Source organism: Streptomyces sp. NPDC005576, from assembly GCF_042871745.1.
In the GTDB taxonomy this organism is placed as follows: Bacteria; Actinomycetota; Actinomycetes; order Streptomycetales; family Streptomycetaceae; genus Streptomyces.
The window spans coordinates 409985-431098 of the sequence record NZ_JBIAJC010000005.1; the positions used below are offsets into that span (position 1 = coordinate 409985).

Below are 21114 nucleotides of genomic sequence, written 5' to 3' on the forward strand. Positions count from 1 at the left end.
ACCGTGGGACGGATGGGGACGACCACACCACCGCGCACGCTCGCCGAAGCTCTGCGTGCCCGCGGCGACGAAGCGCTTGCCGGGCTGCTGCGCGCCCGTCCCGACCTGCTCACGCCGGTGCCGGGCGACATCACCCAGCTCGCCACCCGGGCAGGCACCCGGGCCTCCGTGGTGCGCGCGCTGGAACACCTCGACCGGTTCGCGCTGCAGACCGCCGAGGCCCTGGCGGTCGCCCCCGACCCGGCCCCGTACGGCACGCTGCTGCGGTTGCTGACCGGCGACGGGCAGGACGACGGCGCCCACCACGACGAGACCGAAGCCGCGATCACGGCGGCGCTCCCCGGCGCCCTGGCGACCCTGCGCGAACAGGCCCTGGTCTGGGGCGAGGACGAGCGGCTGCACCTGGTGCGCACCGCCCGGGAGCTGCTCGCGCCGTCCCCGCAGCACCCCTCCCCCACCGGGCTCGGGCCGACCGTCGCCGAGGCCACCGCCGGGATGTCCCCGGGCCGGCTCCAGGAGATCCTGACCGCCGCCGGGCTCCACGCGACCCATGACCCGGTCTCCGCCGTGGCCGCGCTGACCGCCCTCTTCACCGACCGCACGCGCATGGCGGAACTGCTGGACTCCGCGCCCGTGGAGGCTCTGTCGGTGCTGGACCGGCTGGTGTGGGGCCCGCCGTACGGCGAGATCACGCCGAACCCGACCCCGCCCGTCCGCTGGCTGCGCGACCGCGGCCTGCTCCTCCCGGTGTCGGCGCGCACGGTCGTGCTGCCCCGCGAGGCGGCCCTGCACCTGCGGGCCGGGCGCGCCCACCGCGTACCGGAGCCGCTGCCGCCGGTCGTCCAGGCGGTCGCCGAACGTGATCCCCAGGCTGTGGACAGAGCGGCGGCCGGGCAGGCGTTCCTCGCCCTCTCCACCGTCGAGGACCTGCTGAAGCTCTGGAACGGCGGCGGCCCCACCGTGCTCCGTTCCGGCGGGCTCAGCGTGCGTGAGCTGAAGCGGGTCGCGAGCGCCCTCGACACCACGGAGTCCGTGGCCGCGTTCTGGGTCGAACTCGCCTATGCCACCGGCCTGCTGGCCCCGGACGGCGAGAGCGACGAGCATTACGGCGCCACGCCCGCCTACGACGACTGGCTCGAACTCCCCGCCGCCCAGCGGTGGACGCGTCTCGCGCTCGCCTGGCTGGCGGCCACCCGCACCGCCGGGCTGGTCGGCGGTCAGGACGCCAAGGGCCGTGCGCTCTCCGCGCTCGGCCCCGAACTGGACCGCTCCACCGCCCCCGACGTACGCCGCCGGGTGCTCGCCCTCTTCGCCGCACTGCCGCCGGGCACCGCACCCGACCCGGCGACCCTGCTCACCCGGCTGCGCTGGGAGCGCCCGCTGCGCGGCGGCTCGCGCGGCGACGTCCACCCGCCGCAGGGGGGCGCCGGCGCCCCGGCCGACAGCGCCGACCTGCGGTCGCGCATCGCGCTGTGGACGGTGAACGAGGCCGAGCTCCTCGGCATCACCGGCCGGGGCGCCCTCTCCTCGCAGGCCCGGGCGCTGCTCCCGGCCCCGCCCGGAAGCACGGGAGGCGCGGGCAGCGCAGGAAACACCGGGAGCACCCGGAGTGCGGCGACGGCGACCCCGGCCGAGGCCGCCGCCGCGCTGCTCGCCCCGCTGCTGCCGGAACCCCTCGACCACGTGCTCCTCCAGGCCGACCTGACGGCCGTCGCCCCGGGGCCGCTCGAACGCCCGCTCGCCGACATCCTCTCCGTCCTCGCCGACGTCGAGTCGAAGGGCGGCGCGACGGTCTACCGCTTCACCCCCGGCTCGGTGCGCCGCGCGCTGGACGCCGGCCAGAGCGCCTCCGACCTGCACGCCTTCCTCGCCGCGCACAGCCGCACCCCGGTGCCGCAGCCGCTGAGCTACCTGATCGACGACGTGGCCCGGCGCCACGGCCACCTCCGGATCGGCGCCGCGTCCTCGTACGTACGCTGCGACGACGAGTCCGTGCTCAACGAGATCCTGGCCGACAAGCGCTCGGCCGTACTGCGGCTGCGCCGCCTCGCCCCGACCGTCCTCGCCTCGCAGACCGACCCCGCCTCGCTCCTCGAAGGGCTGCGCGACCTCGGTTACGCCCCGGCCGCCGAATCCGTCGAGGGCGATGTGCTGATCACCCGCGCCGGTGCCCGCCGCACCCCGCCGCGCACCGCCCCCGTGCCCGTACCCGAAGGGCCGCCGGTGCCGGACGAGACGCTGCTCGGCGCGGCGGTACGGGCGATCCGGGCCGGTGACACGGCCGCCACGGTCGTCCGCAAGGAGCCCGCCGCCGAGTCCGGTGTCCCGTCCGGCACGCTCCCGCGCACCACCCCGGCCGACACCCTCGCCACCGTCCAGGCCGCCGCCATGACGGGGTCCACCCTCTGGATCGGCTACGTCAACGCGGAGGGCGCGGCCAGCCAGCGCGTGATCGCCCCCGTCCGGGTGGAGGGCGGTTTCGTCACCGCGTACGACCACACGGCCGACGAGGTCCGCACCTATCCCCTGCACCGCATCACGGGCGTGGCGGAGCTGGCGGAGGAGGAGTAGGCGGGAACGCGGGGTGTGCCGAAGTCCGGTGTCCGGTGGCCCGCCGCGTCCGCCGAGTCGCTTTCCGGCCCGATCAGTGCGCCGACGACGACAGTTGGCGGTTTCTCGCCTGCCGTATGAGGAGCCGATCGCGCTTAATGGGGGCTCCCGCGAGGCGCGGGGCGACCGAGTGCACGGGGGAGCGCATGGACACCACGGGGAACGCCAAGCCGCCGCCGGAGCGCATACCGGCCGCACGGATGCCGAAGCCCACACCGGCACGACCGCCCGGACCTCCCACCGCACCGCCACCCGGCCCGCCCTCGCCGCCTTCGATGCCTCCGGTCCCGTCGCCGCCACCGTTCCCGCAGCTGCCGCGCCGGCGGGAGGTCCTGGAGATCTCGGTCCGGCGCCGGATGCTCTGGGTGGGATCGGCGGCCTTCCCGCTGCACAACCTCAGCCGGGTCGAGGCGACCGAGCTCAATCCCCGACGGGGCGCTGCCCTTCTCAACTTCCTGAAGTGGTCGGCAATCGTCGCCGTCGCGTACGTGGCGCTCATGGCGGGATCAGACAAAGACCCGAAGGACTCGGGCAGCCTGAGCACGCTGCTCCTCGTCGGCGCGATCGCTCTCGCCCTCTTCCTCACGGCGATCCTCCAGCCGGCGAAGCCGATCCTGGCCGTGGAGACGGCGGGCGGCTCCTGCGCGGTCGTGACGCTGCCGAGCGTGGACGAGCTGCGAACGATCGCCGGTCTGATCGTCTATGCGATCGACCATCCGGAGGCCGAGTTCACGGCGTACGTGAACCAGCTGACCACCTACAACGGCCCCGTCTTCAACCAGAGCGGCGGGATGAACACAGGGATCAGGCTGTGAGTGAACCGACGCACCGCACGACCTACAACGCCCCCGTCTTCAACCAGCACGGCGGCCAGAACATCGGCATCAACTACGGCTCCGTCAACGCCGCCCAGGACCCGGAACTCCGCGCCGCCGCGGAAGATCTGATCGCCCGGCTCCATTTCCTCGCCGGTCACCTCGACCCGGAGCAGGCCCGCGTCGTCGAAGAGGCCCGCCCCGTGCTCGCCCTGGACCGCGCCGGCATGGCCGAGCGCGGCGTCACCCTGGCGCGACTCGGCCAGATCGCGGCCGTCGTCGGCCCCGTGGCCCAACCCGTCGCGGACGCGCTGGGGCGGTTGCTCGGGCTGCTCGGCACCGGCGGGGCGTAGGGGCGGAGGGCCTACAGGGAGGCTGGGGCGCATGGCCGCAAGGGCTGCCGGGCCGGCCGGGCGCCCGGGTGGCCGGTTTCGGACCCGCCCTGTTCCCGGCGGTACCCCTGTCGGCGTTGACTCGCCCGGAAGGACGCCGGATCCGCACCGGCGCCGGCGGCGGGCGACCACGCCGGGCGCGGGCGCGGGCCACAGGGACGCTCGGGAGGGAACGCTGATGAGTTCTGACCAGCCGGCCGACACGATGACCCCGTTCGACGACGCGTACGACCAGCCCGACCCCCGGGCGTACTTCCGCGAGCTGGGACCCTGGGGCTACCAGACGCCCCACCACGCGCAGAGCGTCTTCCGCCGTCTGCTCACCGCCCTCGGCCCCGGATCGCCGGAAGGGGGACGGCCCGCACCCACCGTGCTGGACATCTGCTGCTCGTACGGGATCAACGCCGCGCTGCTCAACCACCACCTCACCCTGAGCGACCTCTACACCCACTACACCTCCGACCGGGCCACCGCGTCGAGCACCGACGAACTCATCGGCTGGGACAAGGAGTTCTACGCCTCCCACCGGCGCCCCGACGCGGTCCCCGTGATCGGCCTCGACGCCGCCCCCCGCGCGATCGCCTACGCCCGCGCGGTCGGCCTGCTGGACGACGGTTTCGCCGAGAACCTGGAGACCGGCGCACCGAGCCCCGCCCTGCTGCGCGCCGCACGGGACGTCCGCCTGATCACCCTCACCGGCGGCGCCAGCTTCCTCTCCCCGCGCACCTTCGCCCCGCTGCTGACCGGCGCGGCGGGGCCGGCGTGGGTTGCCGCGTTCGTACTCCGTACCGGCAGCTACGCGCCCATCGCCGACTGCCTGGCCGCCCACGGCCTGACCACCGAGAAGCACACCGCGCAGACCTACCCGCAACGCCGCTTCACCGGCGAGCAGGAGCAGCGGTACGCGATCGCCGCCACCCGCGCCGCGGGCGAGGACCCCGAGGGCAAGGAGAGCGAGGGCTCCTTCCACACCGCGCTGTGCCTGTCCCGGCCGGCGGCCGAGGCTGCGGGGAGCCCGCTGGGGGCGCTGCTGCACCCGTGATCAAAGCAGGTCGGGCGGCGCCGGGGCGTGTCCGGCCGTTTCCGGCAGGCAGGCGGTGTCCTGGCGAGGCGCCTCGCGGCGGCGTCGGACCCGCGACACCGCCCCGACCGACGTCGGCTTGTTCCAGTCCCGCGCGGCGGGCCAGGCCCCCCGTCGTTCACCACGAGCCGGCAGGTCGGGCGGAGCCGGTGTCGGTTCCGCCCGACGCGCCTCAGGCCGGAGTGCCCCGCAGCCCGGTGGTCGCCTCGGTCAGACACGACAGTGCGACTGCGCAGCAGGCCACGCCCGCAAGTACGCCGATGAGTGTGTCCGGGCCGGAGGCCCCGGTGACGACCACTCTCAGGAACATCACGACGGCGGCCATCTCACCGAGCCCGAGCAGGGCGAGCCAGCCGGCGCGCACCGTGCGAGGTGTTCTGCCGCTGACTCGCGCCGAGCCCAGCAGGGCGGCGCCGCCCGCCATGACCAGGACGGCGGCGGCGACCAGCACCGCGTAGAGCACGGTGCCGGAGGTATCGGGATCGGTGTGGTCGATTTCCGCGGTGTCGGGCACCAGGAAGGTGAACGCGAACTCGAGCAGGGCGACATACGCGACCTGGGCGAGCAGGAGCACCGGGACGATCCGACGGTGGAACAGAGTCGTCATGCGTTGCTCTTCACGAGACGGCCGCTCTTGATGATCCACAACTTGCCCTTCGTGACATGACTCTTGCACGAGCTCCGGGTCTTCTTCCACGCCTCGGCCTTCGAGTAGTGCGCTTTGTAGTACCGGCCGATCTCACGGCCCTTCTTGTTGTTCCTGAGGTCCATCTCCTTGTCCACGCCCTTGGACTGTGATTCGTGGCGGGTGGCCACCTCGAAGGCCGTCTCGTGATCGACGAAAACCTCCATCAACGCGTTCCAGTAGCAGTGCCGGAAGGCGTCACCGGTCCCCTGGAAGAGGGTCTTGTCCGGGTAGAGGTCTTGGGCGTACTTGAGGGCGGTACCCGCCATCTCCCGTGCCTTGGCGCAGTCGTACGGGTTCCAGAAGCAGTAACTGCGCTCGGCCGGCGTCACCGTGTAGCTGGAGCCGCTCGGGTCGAGCAACACCGGGTACGCGAGTGTCTGGCCGTTCGCCGGGGCGAGGGAGACCTTTACGTCCGCTCCGTCCGCCTCCATCGTGACGGGCACCGTGGCGCCCTTGGCGTCGACGGCGACCGGGGCGCTGAGGAAGGTGGCCAGGTCGCTGTTGGCGTCGGCGACCATCAGGGTGTTGCCGGCGACGGCTGACATCTCCTGGCCCGGCTGAAGATCGACGCTGTAGACGAAGGTCTTCGGCGCGGCGGCGCTGCGCAGCAGGTGGAAGAGTTCGACCTGGCTGGCACTGCCACGGACAGCGACGGTGTCGGCGTCGGTCTGGGTGTTGGCGTAGATCACCAGACCTGTTTCGCTCAGCTCGGCGGTCGTCGAGGAGGCCACCGGGAGGTCGATCAGCGTCTGGGCTGCTCCGTCGGCGCTGTTGCCCGTCAGACTGCCGACGGAGGACGGCGGCAGCTCCGTCGTGGCCGTCTCGACCGCGGAGTCCTCGGTCTCCGGCTTCTCCGGATCCTCCTGTTCGACGTAGCCGGCCGGGGTGTCGTCCTCGTCCGCGATCTCCTCGTCCAGTTCGTCGGTCTCCTCGATCCCGTCGGCGGGGTGCAGTAGGTCCGCGAAGTGGGTCTCCGCGATCTCGTTGACGAAGGGGACGGTCAGGGTTCCGATGATGGTGCCGGCTCGGAAGGTGTACTCGGCCCAGTCCGACCAGATGCCGGCAGCGTTCCTGACCCGTGCGGTCAGGATGTGCGTGCCGCGCGTCATGGGCGTCAGCGTGAGCGTCGACCTGCCCGAGGCCAGAGTCGTCGTCTGCGCCGGGCCTTCGTCGAGGCGATATTCGGCGGAAGCCGCCCTGCCTGCGGGGTCGACGAGGGCGAACGATCCTGCGGTCCCCGCGTCCCCGTGCCAGAGGCCGTCCGCGGGATACGTCGTCGACGTGAGCGTGGGCGCGGCCGGGACGGAGGTGTCCACGGTCAGGTTGCGCCAGGCGGACCAGGTGCTGTTCCAGTCAGCGCCGTCGTAGACGTTGACCCGCCACTTGTAGGCCCCGGAGGCCAGGGCGGGGGCAGTCCAGCTGCCGGTGGTGCCGGAGGCGACGAAGCCGGAGGTGCCGGAGGCAACCTTGATGGTGCCGGCGGAGTTCCATACCTCGAAGCCGAAGCGCACGGTGTTGCCGTCGGCGTCCGTCGCTTTGGCTTGGAGCGTGGGCGTGGTGTCCGCGGTGAAGGCGCCCGCGGCCGGGCTCACCGCACTCGCGGCACCCGGCATCGTGTTGTACGTGACCGACAGGGCCGGCTCGGTCGGTCCCTGAGAACCGTCGACGTAGTTCGCCGACCGGAACCTCCGCCAGCTCTTCGAATCCTGTTCGTCGACAGCCCGAATCTGCAGGCCGTTGTTGGCCTCGCCGTTCGCCCAGGACTGGGCGATGTCCTTGACGTTCCAGCGCATGAAGTTGGCCGGGCAGGCCGAGCTGAAGCCGTAGGCGGCCTTGGAGACGACGGAGCCCGTCGTCGTGGTGGCGGGCTGTACGCCCCATGTCACCGCGCTCGGATCCCAGCTGCCCGTGATCCGGCGCACCTCGACCCCGGAACCGTCCGTGGCACAGGTGGAAGACCAGTACGAGTGGAGCCGCAGCTCCGCGCCGAGGATGTGCCTGCCGGCATACTTGGCGACATCGAACTTGACGTAGGAGCGCGCCCTGGTGGTGCCTCCGTCGTAGGTTCCGGCCTTCAGCTCTGTCGAACCTCTCTGAGAATCGGGGTAGTTGGTGGCGACCCAGGTGTCGGTCGAGGCTGCGAGGGTGGTGGTCGGGTCGATGGTGACCGGGTAGACCACCGCCGGATCCTCGAGGAACTCCTGGCTCGGCTTGAGCACCATGACCGTGCCGTCGGCCGTCTCCTCGACGGTGGTGGCTATCTCGGCGCTCTTGACCGGATCACCCGAGCGGGAATCCGTGCCAGTGCCCCACATCCGGGGCGCCGGGGCGCTGGCTACGAGCGCACCGGTGGCGTCTTCGAGCCGTAGATGCCGCTCGGTGGTCTTCTCCAACCTCATGCCCCTGAGCGTCACCGGGAACCTGAGCTCCACCGGCTCGGCCGGGCGCTCCTTGAGGATCAGCGACTCCGTGAACCCGTGTGGCAGTGCGGTGACATGAAGGTCACCATGCGGCACCACGGATCGGTAGACGGCGGTGTCGCCGTCGATGGCCGGGGCCGGCAGGTTGCTCCCCCAGTCCAGCCCGAACGCTCGCTCTCCATCGACGACTCGAGCGAAGTCCTCGCCACCTCCGTCGGACAGTTGCACGTCGGCGACCGCCGTCTTCGGCTCCAGCCTGCTGCCGGAGTCGACGAGATCGGTGTCGATGCGGCGCCACTGGCCATCCTCCTCGACGCGTATCGGACCCGAAGCGATGTCCGTGGTCATCGTCCCGTCCGGGTTCGCCCACGTGGTCGAGTCCTCCGTACGCGCGGAGAGCACCTCGATCCGGTGCCCCTGAAGAACCGCGGCGAGCGTCGCCGCCTGCTCGCTCGCCGCCTCGGTGATCCGATCGCCCCCGACAACGGCCGACCGTGACCCGTCAGCCCCGCCCGCCCTGTCGTCGGCAAACGCCACGGCGGCCGACTGAACGGCGAGCGCCAAGCAGAGCGCCAGCGGTGTGGCTGTCGTAGCCATGAACCGTCTTCGCACTTTCCCCCCTGAAATGGTCAAGTAATCGCCAACTCCTGGCAATGACTGCCTGATGATAGGAGAGTCGCGACCAACTGCGGCACCCCTCTCCATGCACAGAAAAGATCAAAAATTTTCACCCTGTGTGATGTTGATCATGTTGGTAGGTTATGGACGGTCTCCTCCGTGTCGCCACGGACCGCCGTCGTCCTCCCGCTGTGCGCGCGTGCCCGGCCCCGCGATGCCGCGAGCCACCCCGTACAAGCCACAGGCCGTGTTCCGGTTCGACCGTGACGCCCGCGGCACGCCCCGGCCGGTCCGGCTCGACGGGGACGACTCGCCGCTGCTGCCCGCGCGCCGACAGAGCGAGGGCGGGATGCCCGACCGGTTCGCGGGGCACGGCGAGGAGTCGTGGGAACGGGGGGACGGTCCGGGTCCCGGCATCCCGTACGCCTGCGCCCCCGGCCCGCGAGCGCCGCACCACCTCACACCCACCGCCACCCCCGCGCGGCGCGACGATGCGGCACACTGGACGTTTGGCCGCACGCGCGGTCGTACCCCCGAGAAAGGGCCGCAGCGAGTGACCGGACCCCTCATCGTCCAGAGCGACAAGACACTTCTGCTGGAAGTCGACCACGAGCTGGCGGACGCGTGCCGGAGGGTCATCGCACCCTTCGCCGAGCTGGAGCGCGCACCCGAGCACATCCACACCTACCGCGTGACGCCGCTCGGGCTGTGGAACGCCCGCGCCGCCGGGCACGACGCCGAGCAGGTCGTCGACGCGCTGGTGGAGTACTCCCGCTACCCCGTGCCGCACGCACTGCTGGTCGACATCGCCGAGACGATGGCGCGGTACGGCCGTCTCACCCTGTCCAAGCACCCGGTGCACGGTCTCGTGCTGACCAGCACCGACCGGCCGGTCCTCGAAGAGGTGCTGCGGTCGAAGAAGATCGCTCCGCTGGTCGGGGCGCGGCTCGACCCGGACACCGTCGCCGTGCACCCCTCGGAGCGCGGCCAGATCAAGCAGACGCTGCTGAAGCTCGGCTGGCCCGCGGAGGACCTCGCCGGGTACGTCGACGGCGAGGCCCACCCGATCGAGCTGGCCCAGGACGGCTGGTCGCTGCGGCCGTACCAGAAGCAGGCCGTCGAGGGGTTCTGGCACGGCGGCTCCGGTGTCGTCGTACTCCCCTGTGGCGCAGGGAAGACGCTGGTCGGAGCTGGTGCGATGGCCGAGGCGAAGGCCACCACGCTGATCCTGGTGACCAACACGGTCTCGGCCCGGCAGTGGAAGCACGAGCTGATCAAGCGCACCTCGCTGACCGAGGAGGAGATCGGCGAGTACAGCGGTACGCGCAAGGAGATCCGCCCGGTCACCATCGCCACGTACCAGGTGCTCACCACGCGCCGTAAGGGCATCTACCCGCACCTGGAGCTCTTCGACTCCCGCGACTGGGGACTGGTGATCTACGACGAGGTGCACCTGCTGCCCGCGCCCGTCTTCAAGTTCACCGCCGACCTCCAGGCGCGCCGCCGGCTCGGGCTCACCGCCACGCTGGTCCGCGAGGACGGGCGGGAGTCGGACGTGTTCTCGCTCATCGGCCCGAAGCGGTTCGACGCCCCGTGGAAGGAGATCGAGGCGCAGGGCTACATCGCGCCCGCCGACTGCGTGGAGGTACGGGTCAACCTCACCGACCACGAGCGGCTCGCGTACGCCACGGCCGAGCCGGAGGAGAAGTACCGCTTCTGCGCGACCACCGTGACCAAGCGGAAGGTCACCGAGGCGCTGGTACGCAAGCACGCGGGCGAGCAGACGCTCGTCATCGGGCAGTACATCGACCAGCTGGACGAGCTGGGCGAGCACCTGAACGCGCCCGTCATCAAGGGCGAGACGCCGAACTCGACGCGCGAGAAGCTCTTCGAGTCCTTTCGCCAGGGCGAGATCAGCGTGCTGGTCGTCTCCAAGGTCGCGAACTTCTCCATCGACCTGCCGGAGGCCACCGTCGCCATCCAGGTATCGGGTACGTTCGGCTCCCGCCAGGAGGAGGCGCAGCGGCTCGGCCGCGTGCTGCGCCCGAAGGCGGACGGGCACGAGGCCCGCTTCTACTCGGTGGTCGCCCGCGACACCATCGACCAGGACTTCGCCGCCCACCGGCAGCGGTTCCTGGCCGAGCAGGGGTACGCGTACCGGATCGTGGACGCGGACGAGCTGCTCACCGAGAACACGGGGAACGCCGAGGACACCGAAAGCACCGACAGCTGACTCGTGTCCGCCCCGGACAGGAGACGGCCCCGTCGCGCCGAGCGCGACGGGGCCGTCTCCGTGTGAGCCGGTCGGGCGTCAGACCGTCTCGAAACCGCCGGACTTGACGCCCGCCACGAACGAGGCGAACGAGCCGGCGGACTTGAAGAAGTCGGGCGCTTCGGTCACGGGGCTAGCTTTCGCAACTGCTGGATCATGGCCACGGACGCGGTAGGGGGCAGCGCCACGGACTGTAGCTGATGGAAGGCGGCGAGCACCGTGTCGACGAACCGCACGTCCCGCTCCAAGTGTCCCTGGAACTGGCTCTCCGCGTACCCCACCACCATCCTGTTGGGCAGCGTGAGCAGGTGCACGGGCAGGTTGAACGCGCGGCGCTCGCCGGAGCTGAACGGCGTGATCTGCAGGGTGGTGTGAGGCAGTGCGGCAAACTCCAGCAGGGATTCGAGTTGGTCCCGCATCACCGCAGGCCCACCGACCTCCCGCAGCAGGCAGCTCTCGTCCATTACGACGTGCACCATGGGTGCGGGCGTCCGCGTCAGGGTCGTCTGCCGCTCGGCGCGGAAGGCCACGCGCTCGCCGCCCTGTTCGAAGGTGATCGCCCCTCGCTCGGCCTCACCGCGCGCCAACGCCGTTGCGTACTCATGCGTCTGAAGGAGACCGGGCACGATTCCGCCGTTCGAACCGCGCCTGCCACCCCGGTCGCGGCACCGAGCGGCGGGCTCCGAGCGTCGGCGTGTTCACCGCACCGGTCAGGGCCCGGGCACGAAGAGCAGCAGGACGCCCAGGACGATCATCGCGGGCGGTACGTACGCGAGGCCGGCTGCGATCCAGCGGGCCTTCGCCCACGAACGGCGGACCGCCAGCAGCCAGCAGAGCGCGAGTGCCGCCGGAGTCACGGTGTGGCCGAGCCGGTAGCCGAGAGCGACCATGTTCAGCGGGCCGCGCACGGTGGGGTCGCACCCCTCGTCGCAGCCGGTACCGGCGAGCAGGGCGATCCAGAGCAGACCCCCCGCCACGGGCACCACCTGTGTGAGCAGGGCCGTGGCGGCGGCGGGGACGGCCCAGCGCGGTACGGGGCCGGGGCCGGCCGGCGCCGGTCCGGTCCAGCGGCCCCCGGGGAGGAGGCGCGGGGTGCTGACGGCGCTCCGGCCGGATCGGAGAGCGGCGGTGCGCGGGTGGCTGCGGCGGTAGGGCATCCGCCCAGCCCATCGCAGAACCGGAGCCGATAACTCCGGGTCCGTACTCATCCCGCGCCCGGCTGCGTACTCACACGCCCGGTTCTGTACTCAGCGGGCGCGGCGGATGCCGGAGTCGACGGCGTACTCCCCCCGGAGGGCGACGTCGAAGGCGGTGATGACGTACACGCGGACGGCGCGCAGGGCGTCGCCGAGGTGGTGGGGCCGGAGGTGACCGGTGGCCGCGGTCGCGCCGTGCGCGGGCCCGGTCCTGCGGGGGTTCAGGATCGCGGTGCTCATGCCTTCCAGGGTGCTCCTCCCACCCGCGTACGGGCCAGGAGCGGTATCCGGACGGTCCCCCGGCCCGGAGTACGCCTCCGCGCGGCCCCGTAGAACGCCTCCGCGACTGCCCGGGAAGGTGTCCGGGTCGCCCGCGCCCCGGACACCATCGCCGGTGGTTGGCGCACGGGAAGAGAGTCGCCCGGACCGTCGGCACCCTCATCGAAACCGGCACCGGCTCCTCTCACTCGCCCGTACCCGCGCACGAGCCGAAGAGCCCGCCAAGGCCGGCTGAGCTCAGGGCGACCACACATACGGCGTCGTCGTGGTGACCGCGTGCAGTCCGAGGCGAGTGAGGATCGGGGCGCTGTCGGCTGAGGCGTCGACATAGACGTAGGGGACACCGCGGGCGGCAGCGAGTTGGGCGCGGTGGGCGACCATGGCTCGGTAGATGCCCTGTCCGCGCCATTCCCTGAGGGTTGAGCCTCCCCAGAGGCCGCCGAAATCGATGCCGTCCTTGAACACCAGCCAGGCGGCGCAGACGACTTCGGCGCGTGCCTCGGCGACGAGGACGATGGTGTTCTCCGGAGCGTTCGCGATCCGGGCAGCCAGGTCGTCGGCGAGCCAGCCCCAGTCCTCGCCCCAGACGGCGCTCTCCATGGCGGCGATGCGCTGAAGGTCTGATCCGGCGGTGACACGGCGGAGGGTCACGCCCTCGGGCAGGACGGGGTCTGCGGCAAGGTCTGCGGATTGCCCGATGAGCACGGTCTCGCTGTCTTCGGCGACGAAGCCGGCCGCCGTGAGTCGGTCCGTGATGTCGGCAGGGAGATCATGGGCGCGGGTCTTCCATTCGACCGCCTCACCACGGGCAGCGTAGAAGTCGCGCTGCCGCTCGATGAGCGTGTCGAGTTCTGCCCCGCCCACACCGAGGTCGCGTGGGCCTGTGACGAAGCCACGGTGCCACCCGACGACACGGGTCAACGGGCCGTCTTTTTCGATGCGAGTGCTACCACCGGGCGGGGTGACTCCACGAAGTTGCGCGTCGTACGCCGTGCGGAGTTCGTTGATCAGAGTGTCTTTCACCCGCACACCGTATCGACCGGGTCACATGATTGATCACCCATAGGAACTGCGCGAACCCCCCTTCGCGTGGACCTGTTCTGCCACGCCTTCCTGCAGCACACCGTGGCCTGCATCGCCTCGGATCGCTGGATGCTGATCCTCGAGGAGTACGGATACGTGGACGTGTCCGCCTCCCTCATCGGTCCGCCTCCCTCACCGGTCCGCCTCCGTCATCGGTCCGCCTCCGTCATCGGTCCGCCCCCGTCATCGGTCCGCCCCCTGGAACCCGGCGGACGGGCACGCCGCTCGTGCGGGGCGTCCGGGGACTGAGGGGTTGCGGGTCACCGAGCTGAGCGGATGACCGGGGCGCAGCGGTCTTCGCCGTCATACGTGTGTCTGAGCGCAAGGCCGCGGCCCGGAGTACGCCTCCGCGCGGCGGCAGGGAAGATATCCGGTTCGCCCGTGCCCCGGAGCGTGGATACAATCGCCGGTCTGCCCCGCCCTCCCGCACCGTGGTACCGGCCTCGCACGCCGGCAGCCGGGGGAGTGCCGCCGACCGGACGGAAACCGGCCGACTGCCGTGCGCGCCCCCGCGTGCGCGGCCGGTACGCGCGCTCTCGCGCGTATCCCCTCGTGATCGCCCACCGGGACCCGGCCGTGCGCCCTTTCGCGCCGTGCGGCCGTCGCCCTGCGTCGAACTGCCGGAGGCCATACCCGTGTCCGCGCCGCACACCGCAGAAAGTGACACCCCCACCGATCCCCCGGCCGATCCCCTGGCCCGCGAGCGGGGCCACCTCGCCGCGTCCCGGGCGGCCCTGCGCGTCATGCGCGAGGACGTCCAGGCCCTCGACATCCGTGACGTCACCGCCAACTGGGTGAACGCCGCCGTGCTCCAGGCGCAGATCGACGAGCGCATCAAGGCACTCGCCGACCTCTCGCACACCCCGCTCTTCTTCGGCCGGCTCGACTTCCAGCACCCGGTCGGCGGCGAGCTGGCGGAGGGTGCGGAGGGCGAGCAGTTCTACATCGGCCGGCGTCACGTCCACGACGCCCACGGTGACCCGATGGTCATCGACTGGCGTGCGCCGGTCTCGCAGTCCTTCTACCAGGCTTCCCGCCTGGACCCGCAGGACGTGGGGCTGCGCCGCCGTTTCGGTTACACCGGCGGCGAACTGACCGCGTACGAGGACGAGGACCTGACGGCCAACGCGGACGCCGATGCCGACGGTGGGGCCGGCTCCGGCACCACCAGCAAGCTGCTCCAGGCGGAGATCGAACGGCCGCGCGTCGGTCCGATGCGCGACATCGTCGCGACGATCCAGCCCGAGCAGGACGAGATCGTCCGGAGCGAGCTGGGCGGCACGATCTGCGTGCAGGGAGGCCCCGGTACCGGAAAGACTGCGGTGGGTCTGCACCGTGTCGCGTACCTGCTGTACGCGCACCGGGACCGGCTGGCCCGTACCGGCACGCTCGTCATCGGGCCGAACCGGTCGTTCCTCCACTACATCGAGCAGGTGCTCCCCGCCCTCGGTGAGATGGAGGTGCAGCAGGCGACCGTGGAAGACCTGGTCACCGGCGGTGTCGAGGTGCGCGGCACGGACGAGGCGTCCGCCGCGCTGGTGAAGGGCGACGCGCGGATGGCCGAGGTGCTGCGGCGGGCGATCCGCTCGCACGTCACCCCGCCCACCGAGGAGGTCATGGTGGTGCGCGGTTCGCGCCGCTGGCGGGTCCCGGCGTACGAGGTGGCGGAACTGGTCGAGGAGCTGCTCGCCCGCGACATGCGGTACGGCGCCGCGCACGAGGCGCTGCCGCAGCGAATCGCGCACCGGGTGCTGGTCCGGATGGAGGAGGCCGGGGAGGCGCCGGACGACCGGGTACAGAACGCGGTGGCCCGTACGCCCGCCGTGAAAGCGGCGGTGAAGGCGGTCTGGCCCGCCGTCGATCCGGCGAAGCTGGTGCTGCGGCTGCTCTCCGAGCCGGAGTTCCTGGCCGCCCACGCGCAGGGGCTGCTCGCCGAGGACGAGCAGAAGGCCGTGCTGTGGACGAAGCCGGCCCGCAGCGTGAAGGCGGCGAAGTGGTCGACGGCGGACGCGGTGCTGATCGACGAGGCCCGCGACCTGGTGGAGCGTACGCACTCGCTGGGCCATGTGGTGCTCGACGAGGCGCAGGACCTGTCCCCGATGCAGTACCGGGCGGTGGGACGCCGCTGTTCCACGGGGTCGGCGACCGTGCTGGGCGACCTCGCGCAGGGCACGACGCCCTGGTCCACGCGGAGCTGGGCCGACGCGCTCGGCCATCTGGGCAAGCGGGGCGCGCACGTGGAGGAGTTGACGGCGGGCTTCCGTGTGCCGCGCGAGGTGATCGCGTACGCCTCCCGGCTGCTGCCCTCGATCGCTCCCGGCCTTGCGCCGGTCGAGTCGGTGCGTGAGTCACCCGGTTCACTGGCGGTACGTGCGGTGGGCGACGCCGGGGCGCTGGTCGGCGCGGCGGTCGCCGCCTGCGAGGAGGCGCTGGAGCAGGAGGGCTCGATCGGCCTGATCGCCGCCGACGCACGCATCCCCGCACTGGCCGAGGCGCTGGCGGCGGCCGGCCACTCCGTGCTGTCGCCGGGCGAGGAGACGAGCGCCGCGTCCCGGCTGACGCTGGTCCCCGCGTCGCTGGCGAAGGGCCTGGAGTACGACTACGTGGTGCTGGACGAACCGGCGGCCGTGGTCGACGGCGAACCCGACGAGCGGACCGGCCTGCGCCGGCTCTACGTGGCGCTGACCCGTGCGGTGTCGGGGCTGACGGTCGTCCACGCGGCCCCACTCCCCCAGGCGCTGACGGGCGCGGTGTGACGAGTGCGGTGTGACGGGCGCGGCGTGACGAGCGCGGCGTGACGAGCGCGGCGTGACGCGTACGGCGTGACGCGTACGGGCGGTGACCGGCAGGATCCGGAACACCGCCCGTACGCGTCTGCTCCTACGCGTCGATGGTCTCGCGCCAGGTGCGTACGGCCGCCGGGTCGACCGGCCCGGACCAGCCGTGCGGGCGGGCGGCGCCGCCGATGTGGAAGGCGTCGAGCCCGGCCGCCCGCAGGCTCGGCAGGTGTTCGAGGCGGAGGCCGCCGCCGACCAGGATCTGCGGCTCGAACCCCGGTTCGCGCGAGCGGGCGGCCTCGTCGAGCAGGGTCGGGACGCCGTCGTCCACCCCGGTCGCCGCGCCCGCCGTCAGGTACGTGTCGAGTCCCGGCAGGTCCGCGAGCTGCTTGCGCAGCGAACCCCGGTCGGTGGCCCGGTCGATCGCCCGGTGGAACGTCCAGGGGCAGCCGTCCAGTTCGGCGACGAGCCGTTCGACGGCGACCAGGTCGGCGTGGCCGTCCTGGTCCAGGAAGCCGAAGACGAACTGGTCGGCGCCCGCTTCCCGCAGCTCGCTCAGCCGCCCGAGGAGGCGGTCGATGTCACCTGCGGCGAACCCGTCCTCCTGCCGGAGCATCACGCGCAGCGGGATGTCGACGGCCGCACGGATGGCGGCGAAGGTCTCCCGGGACGGGGTGAGGCCGTCGGCGGCCATGTCGGTGACCAGTTCGAGCCGGTCGGCTCCACCGGCCTGGGCCGCGACCGCGTCCTGGGCGTCGAGCGCGATCACCTCCAGGAGTGCGCGGTTGCTCATGTGTCCCCACTTCTCGGATGACGCCCGCCGGATCGGACCAGATCGGCGTCAATAGGTCTAGGCCAATGCGCAAGCCTACGGTCGATCATGCGGCGGCGCAGCCCTCCAGGCCCTTGCGGGTGACCTGGCCCCTGCGGATGGGCCGACGTCGCGGGCGCCTCACGCGCGTACGAACCGGAGCGGGGTCCCCGGGACCGCCTGGGCCGCCGCCGCGAGGGCGTGGACCGGGACGACGCCGACGACCGGGTAGCCGCCGGTCGTCGGGTGGTCGTGCAGGAACACCACCGGCCTGCCGTCCGGCGGTACCTGGATCGCGCCGAGCACCATGCCTTCGCTGGGGAGTTCGCCGCCGGTGGCGGTGGCGGCCCCGGTGGCCCGCTCCAGCGCCGGGCCCTCGGTGCGCAGCCCGATGCGGTTGCTCTCGGCGGAGACACGGTACGCGGCCGTGGTCAGGGTGCGCAGGGCGGCATCGGTGAACCAGCCGTGGCGGGGACCCAGTCGGACCGGCAGCACGAGGCCGCCGGGTGCGGCGGGTGCCGCCGCCCAGGGTGCGGCGGCCGGGAGCGCCGGGCCGGTGGCGGCCGGTTCGCCGAGCGGGAGGGTGTCCCCGTCACGCAGGGGAGGCGGCCCGAGCCCGGAGAGCAGGTCGGCCGAGCGGCTGCCCAGCACCGCCTCCGGCTCCAGACCGCCCGCGAACGCCAGGTAGGAGCGGAGACCGCTGAGCGCGGGACCCGCCTCCAGTACCGCGCCCGCCGCCACCCGGACGGGGGCGCCCCAGGCGGCCGGGCGCCCGTCCACCGTCACCCGGCAGACGGCGCCGCCGACCACCGCGACCACCGGCCGGTCGGGGCGGACGGCGCAGCCGGTGGCGGTGGTCTCCAGCACGGCGGCGGCCGGGTCGTTGCCCACCAACCGGTTGGCGAGCCGGTGCGAGGGCCCGTCCAGCGCACCGGCCCCCGGTACGCCGAGGTGCGCCCACCCGGTACGCCCGGCGTCCTGGACGGTGGTCAACGCCCCGGCCCGCACCACCCGCAACGACCCGCTCACGCCCGCTCCCCCGTCGATGTCTCCCCGGTCCGCTCCCCTGATGTTCCTCCGGCCCGCACCGCCACGAACCGGACCCGCGCCCCCGGCACCAGCAGCGCGGCCGGGTCGCGGGCGGTGTCCCAGAGCCGGTCCGGGTCCGGCATCCGGCCGATGAGCTGCCAGCCGCCGGGCGACGCGCGGGGGTAGACCCCGGTGTACGGGCCGGCCAGCGCGAGCGCCCCGGCGGGCACCCGCGTGCGCGGGGTCGCCCGCCGGGGTACGTGCAGGTGCTCGGGCAGCCCGGTGAGGTAGCCGAAACCGGGGGCGAACCCGCAGAACGCCACGCGGAACGCCGTACCGGAGTGGACGGCGGCCACCTCCCCGGGCGGTACGCCCCAGAGCGCGGCGACCTCCGCCAGGTCCGGGCCGTCGTAGACCACCGGGATCTCCACGGCCGGGCCGTCCTCGCGGCGCAGCGGCTCCACGGTCCAGCCCGTGAGCTCACGGGCGAGACGGGTGATCTGCCCGGGCGCGTCCCCGACCCCGTCGAGCAGGACCGTGCGCGCACCCGGGACGATCTCGCGCACCGGCGGCAGCCCGCCCCGTTCACGGCGGCGCAGCACCTCGGCGTGGAACGCCTCGGCGGCCTCCCCGGAGTCGAGTTCGACCAGGAGCGCGTCCCGCCCGACCGGCAGCACCCGTACGGACGCCGCCCCGGCTCCCGTACCGCTCACGTCCCACGTGCCGCTCACGCTCCCCCCACCGCTCACGCTCCCCCCACCGCTCACGCTCCCCGCGCCGCCACTCATGCGAACGCCCGAACCTCGACGCCCGCCTCCTCCAGCGCGGCCCGTACCCGCCGGGCGAGCGCCGCCGCGCCGGGGGTGTCGCCGTGCAGGCAGAGGGAGCGCGCGGCGACAGGGATGCGGCTGCCGTCGGCGCTGACGACCGTCCGGTCCACCGCCATCCCGACCGCGCGGCGTACGACCTCGTCCGGGTCCTCCACCACCGCGCCCGGCTCGCCGCGCGGCACCAGCGTCCCCCCGGGGGTGTACGCGCGGTCCGCGAACGCCTCCTCCACGGCGGGCAGTCCGGCCTCGCGGGCGCGGGCGAGCAGGCGGGAGCCGGGCAGGCCGAGGACCGGGAGGTTCTCACCGGCCAGCAGGACCGCCTCGATGACGGCGTGCGCCTGCGCGTCGTCGTGGACGGCGCGGTTGTAGAGCGCGCCGTGGGGTTTGACGTACGCGACGCGGGAGCCGGCCGCCTCCGCGAAGACCCGCAACGCGCCGATCTGGTAGGCGATCTCGGCGGTCAGTTCGGCCGCCGGGACGTCCATCGAGCGGCGGCCGAAGCCCGCGAGGTCCCGGTAGGACACCTGCGCCCCGATCGTCACGCCCCGGGCCGCCGCGCCCTCGCAGACGCGGCGCATCACCAGCGGATCGCCCGCGTGGAAGCCGCAGGCCACGTTGGCGCTGGTCACGCAGGAGAGCAGCGCGTCATCGTCGGTGAGCGTCCAACGGCCGAAGCCTTCGCCGAGATCGGCGTTGAGATCCATGGTCACGGGAGCACGCTAGTGCCCCGACCGGCGATGTAGGCCCCATGCGACGGGGCGAAGCTTGCCGGTCGCGGCACTACCGCGCCTGCCCGCCCCCGCGACGGGGCTGACGGGGCCCGTTCACCGACACGTCCGCTTCCTCCGCGGCCCGGCGTGCCCGTCCGGGGACGGCAGGCACGGCGGAGCGGCGCTCCGTCTCCGTGCGGCCTCCCCACACCCCGTACGGCTGCCGGGACCTGAGGGCGAAGCTGTCGCACGGCCCGCTCACCGGGCAGTCGAGGCAGACCGCCCGCGCCGCCTCCTCGCGGCGCCGTCGTGCCCCGCCCCGTTCGCCGGTCGGCGGGAAGAACGCCGCGCTGTCCATGCCGCGGCATGCCGCTTCGGCCTGCCACTCCCAATCCCGCAGCAGCGGCGCGGTCGGGGGTGCGGGCAGGAGCCTCATCGGTGCCCCCTGCCACGGCGGGGTCCGGCCGGTGTCACCGCTGCCCCGCCCGGCCCGGCGCGGTGCGCCCGGAGGGACGGTTCACCGAGGCGAGCAGTTCCTCGAACGGTGTGACCTCGAAGCCGCCCGCCGGGTCCACCGAGGTGATCGCGCCCGTCAGAGAACGGGGGGCGATGGCCGCGGTCGTGTCCACGTCGGGCGCACCGGAGCCGGTACCGGCGCTGCTCCCGCCGACTGCCTCCGTGCCCGCGTCAGCGGTTTCCCTGCCCGCCTCCGGGGGTGTCTCCGCCCGGTCGGACCGGCGTCCCCGCGCCGGCTCGTCCGCTGCCGTGGAACGCGCCAGTTCGCCGCCCGCGCGGACGATCCGCCGGGCGAGGCCCTCCTCGCCCCAGTCCTCCGACGCCGCGTAGACGGCGGTCGGCAGGACCAGGGCCCGCAGGTACGCGAAGAGCGGACGCAGGGCGTGCTCGGTCACCAGCGAGTGGCGCGCGGTCCCGCCGGTGGCACCGACCAGGACCGGCTTCCCGGTGAGGGCGTCCTTGTCGATGACGTCGAAGAAGGACTTGAAGAGACCGCTGTACGAGGCGCTGAAGACGGGCGTCACGGCGATCAGCCCATCGGCTGCGGCCACCGCGTCGAGCGCGGCGGCGAGCCGGGCCGACGGGAAGCCGGTGACGAAGTGCTGGGCGATCTCCGTCGCCAGATCGCGGAGTTCGACCGTCCGGACCTCGACGGCGGCTCGGCCGGCCAGGGCGTCCTGGGTCGCGGCGGCGAGCCGGTCGGCGAGCAGCCGGGTGGAGGACGGGGACGTGAGCCCCGCCGACACGACGACGAGTCTCATGCCGCCTTCACCTCCTGGGCCCGCGCCGTGGCGGCGTCGCGGGCGGCGAGGAGTGAGGCGTGGGTGGGGGCGTCGGGGACGTTTGCGGGGCGGAGGGCGGCGAATTCCTTGCGGAGGACGGGGACGACTTGTTCGCCGAGGATGTCGAGCTGTTCGAGGACGGTCTTGAGGGGGAGGCCGGCGTGGTCCATGAGGAAGAGCTGGCGTTGGTAGTCGCCGATGGTGT

Annotated in this window: 18 protein-coding genes and 1 pseudogene; 6 read left to right on the top strand and 13 right to left on the bottom strand. The window is 72.8% G+C overall.

Annotated features, from left to right (window positions below; translation table 11 throughout):
- Positions 1 to 12 precede the first annotated feature (12 nt).
- The 4 genes from ACFYPN_RS11915 (at position 13) to ACFYPN_RS11930 (ending at position 4859) form a co-directional block, all read left to right on the top strand.
- Positions 13 to 2571 carry a helicase C-terminal domain-containing protein gene (locus ACFYPN_RS11915; protein WP_389297890.1) on the top strand — a complete coding sequence of 853 codons (2559 nt, stop codon included), beginning with the start codon at positions 13 to 15 and terminating at the stop codon, positions 2569 to 2571.
- Positions 2572 to 2756: 185 nt separating this feature from the next.
- A complete protein-coding gene (locus ACFYPN_RS11920) occupies positions 2757 to 3425 on the top strand; it encodes a DUF6232 family protein (RefSeq protein WP_389297892.1) in 669 nt (222 codons plus the stop codon).
- Positions 3422 to 3778, top strand: a complete 357-nt coding sequence (locus tag ACFYPN_RS11925) for a hypothetical protein (protein WP_358764875.1) — start codon at positions 3422 to 3424, stop codon at positions 3776 to 3778. Before ACFYPN_RS11920 ends, ACFYPN_RS11925 begins: the two co-directional genes overlap by 4 nt.
- A gap of 217 nt (positions 3779 to 3995) precedes the next feature.
- Positions 3996 to 4859: a hypothetical protein gene (locus ACFYPN_RS11930; RefSeq protein ID WP_389297894.1), complete on the top strand. Its 864-nt coding sequence runs from the start codon at positions 3996 to 3998 to the stop codon at positions 4857 to 4859.
- Positions 4860 to 5070: 211 nt separating this feature from the next.
- Here ACFYPN_RS11930 and ACFYPN_RS11935 read toward each other — a convergent pair whose 3' ends face one another.
- Positions 5071 to 5505 (bottom strand): hypothetical protein, encoded by a 435-nt coding sequence (locus tag ACFYPN_RS11935; RefSeq protein WP_389297896.1) that lies wholly within the window; start codon positions 5503 to 5505, stop codon positions 5071 to 5073.
- A complete protein-coding gene (locus ACFYPN_RS11940; RefSeq protein WP_389297898.1) occupies positions 5502 to 8603 on the bottom strand; it encodes a DNRLRE domain-containing protein in 3102 nt (1033 codons plus the stop codon). The genes ACFYPN_RS11935 and ACFYPN_RS11940 overlap by 4 nt, the downstream gene beginning before the upstream one ends.
- A 574-nt stretch (positions 8604 to 9177) precedes the next feature.
- On the opposite strand from ACFYPN_RS11940, the gene ACFYPN_RS11945 reads away from it, so the two are divergent.
- Positions 9178 to 10857: a DNA repair helicase XPB gene (locus ACFYPN_RS11945; RefSeq protein ID WP_389297900.1), complete on the top strand. Its 1680-nt coding sequence runs from the start codon at positions 9178 to 9180 to the stop codon at positions 10855 to 10857.
- A 164-nt stretch (positions 10858 to 11021) separates the two neighbouring features.
- Here the strand turns inward: ACFYPN_RS11945 and ACFYPN_RS11950 are convergent, their stop codons facing one another.
- From ACFYPN_RS11950 to ACFYPN_RS11965, 4 genes are all read right to left on the bottom strand, one after another.
- Entirely contained in the window at positions 11022 to 11522 is a 501-nt protein-coding gene (locus ACFYPN_RS11950; RefSeq protein WP_389297902.1) for a DUF5753 domain-containing protein, read from the bottom strand.
- Between the two features lie 84 nt (positions 11523 to 11606).
- Positions 11607 to 12053, bottom strand: coding sequence for a hypothetical protein (locus ACFYPN_RS11955; RefSeq protein ID WP_389297903.1), 447 nt, complete (start codon positions 12051 to 12053; stop codon positions 11607 to 11609).
- A gap of 90 nt (positions 12054 to 12143) precedes the next feature.
- Positions 12144 to 12332, bottom strand: a complete 189-nt coding sequence (locus ACFYPN_RS11960) for a hypothetical protein (protein WP_358764858.1) — start codon at positions 12330 to 12332, stop codon at positions 12144 to 12146.
- A gap of 276 nt (positions 12333 to 12608) precedes the next feature.
- Positions 12609 to 13394: a GNAT family N-acetyltransferase gene (locus tag ACFYPN_RS11965; protein ID WP_389297905.1), complete on the bottom strand. Its 786-nt coding sequence runs from the start codon at positions 13392 to 13394 to the stop codon at positions 12609 to 12611.
- Positions 13395 to 14089: 695 nt separating this feature from the next.
- Here ACFYPN_RS11965 and ACFYPN_RS11970 point away from each other — a divergent pair.
- A complete protein-coding gene (locus ACFYPN_RS11970) occupies positions 14090 to 16210 on the top strand; it encodes a HelD family protein (RefSeq protein WP_389297907.1) in 2121 nt (706 codons plus the stop codon).
- Between the two features lie 124 nt (positions 16211 to 16334).
- Here the strand turns inward: ACFYPN_RS11970 and ACFYPN_RS11975 are convergent, their stop codons facing one another.
- From ACFYPN_RS11975 to ACFYPN_RS12005, 7 genes and pseudogenes are all read right to left on the bottom strand, one after another.
- Complete coding sequence (locus ACFYPN_RS11975; protein ID WP_358764852.1) at positions 16335 to 17024, bottom strand: copper homeostasis protein CutC; 690 nt, start codon at positions 17022 to 17024, stop codon at positions 16335 to 16337.
- Between the two features lie 159 nt (positions 17025 to 17183).
- Positions 17184 to 18071: a biotin-dependent carboxyltransferase family protein gene (locus ACFYPN_RS11980; RefSeq protein WP_389297909.1), complete on the bottom strand. Its 888-nt coding sequence runs from the start codon at positions 18069 to 18071 to the stop codon at positions 17184 to 17186.
- The gene (locus tag ACFYPN_RS11985; protein ID WP_389297911.1) at positions 18068 to 18802 is read right to left on the bottom strand and encodes an allophanate hydrolase subunit 1; all 735 of its coding nucleotides are present in this window, start codon (positions 18800 to 18802) and stop codon (positions 18068 to 18070) included. The genes ACFYPN_RS11980 and ACFYPN_RS11985 overlap by 4 nt, the downstream gene beginning before the upstream one ends.
- A 53-nt stretch (positions 18803 to 18855) precedes the next feature.
- Positions 18856 to 19605 (bottom strand): LamB/YcsF family protein, encoded by a 750-nt coding sequence (locus tag ACFYPN_RS11990; RefSeq protein ID WP_389297943.1) that lies wholly within the window; start codon positions 19603 to 19605, stop codon positions 18856 to 18858.
- A 76-nt stretch (positions 19606 to 19681) separates the two neighbouring features.
- Positions 19682 to 20047, bottom strand: a complete 366-nt coding sequence (locus tag ACFYPN_RS11995) for a WhiB family transcriptional regulator (RefSeq protein ID WP_358764849.1) — start codon at positions 20045 to 20047, stop codon at positions 19682 to 19684.
- Between the two features lie 34 nt (positions 20048 to 20081).
- A complete protein-coding gene (locus ACFYPN_RS12000; protein WP_389297913.1) occupies positions 20082 to 20888 on the bottom strand; it encodes a CE1759 family FMN reductase in 807 nt (268 codons plus the stop codon).
- A pseudogene (locus tag ACFYPN_RS12005) lies at positions 20885 to 21114 on the bottom strand (5,10-methylene tetrahydromethanopterin reductase); the annotation flags it as partial. The pseudogene ACFYPN_RS12005 and the gene ACFYPN_RS12000, both read right to left, overlap by 4 nt.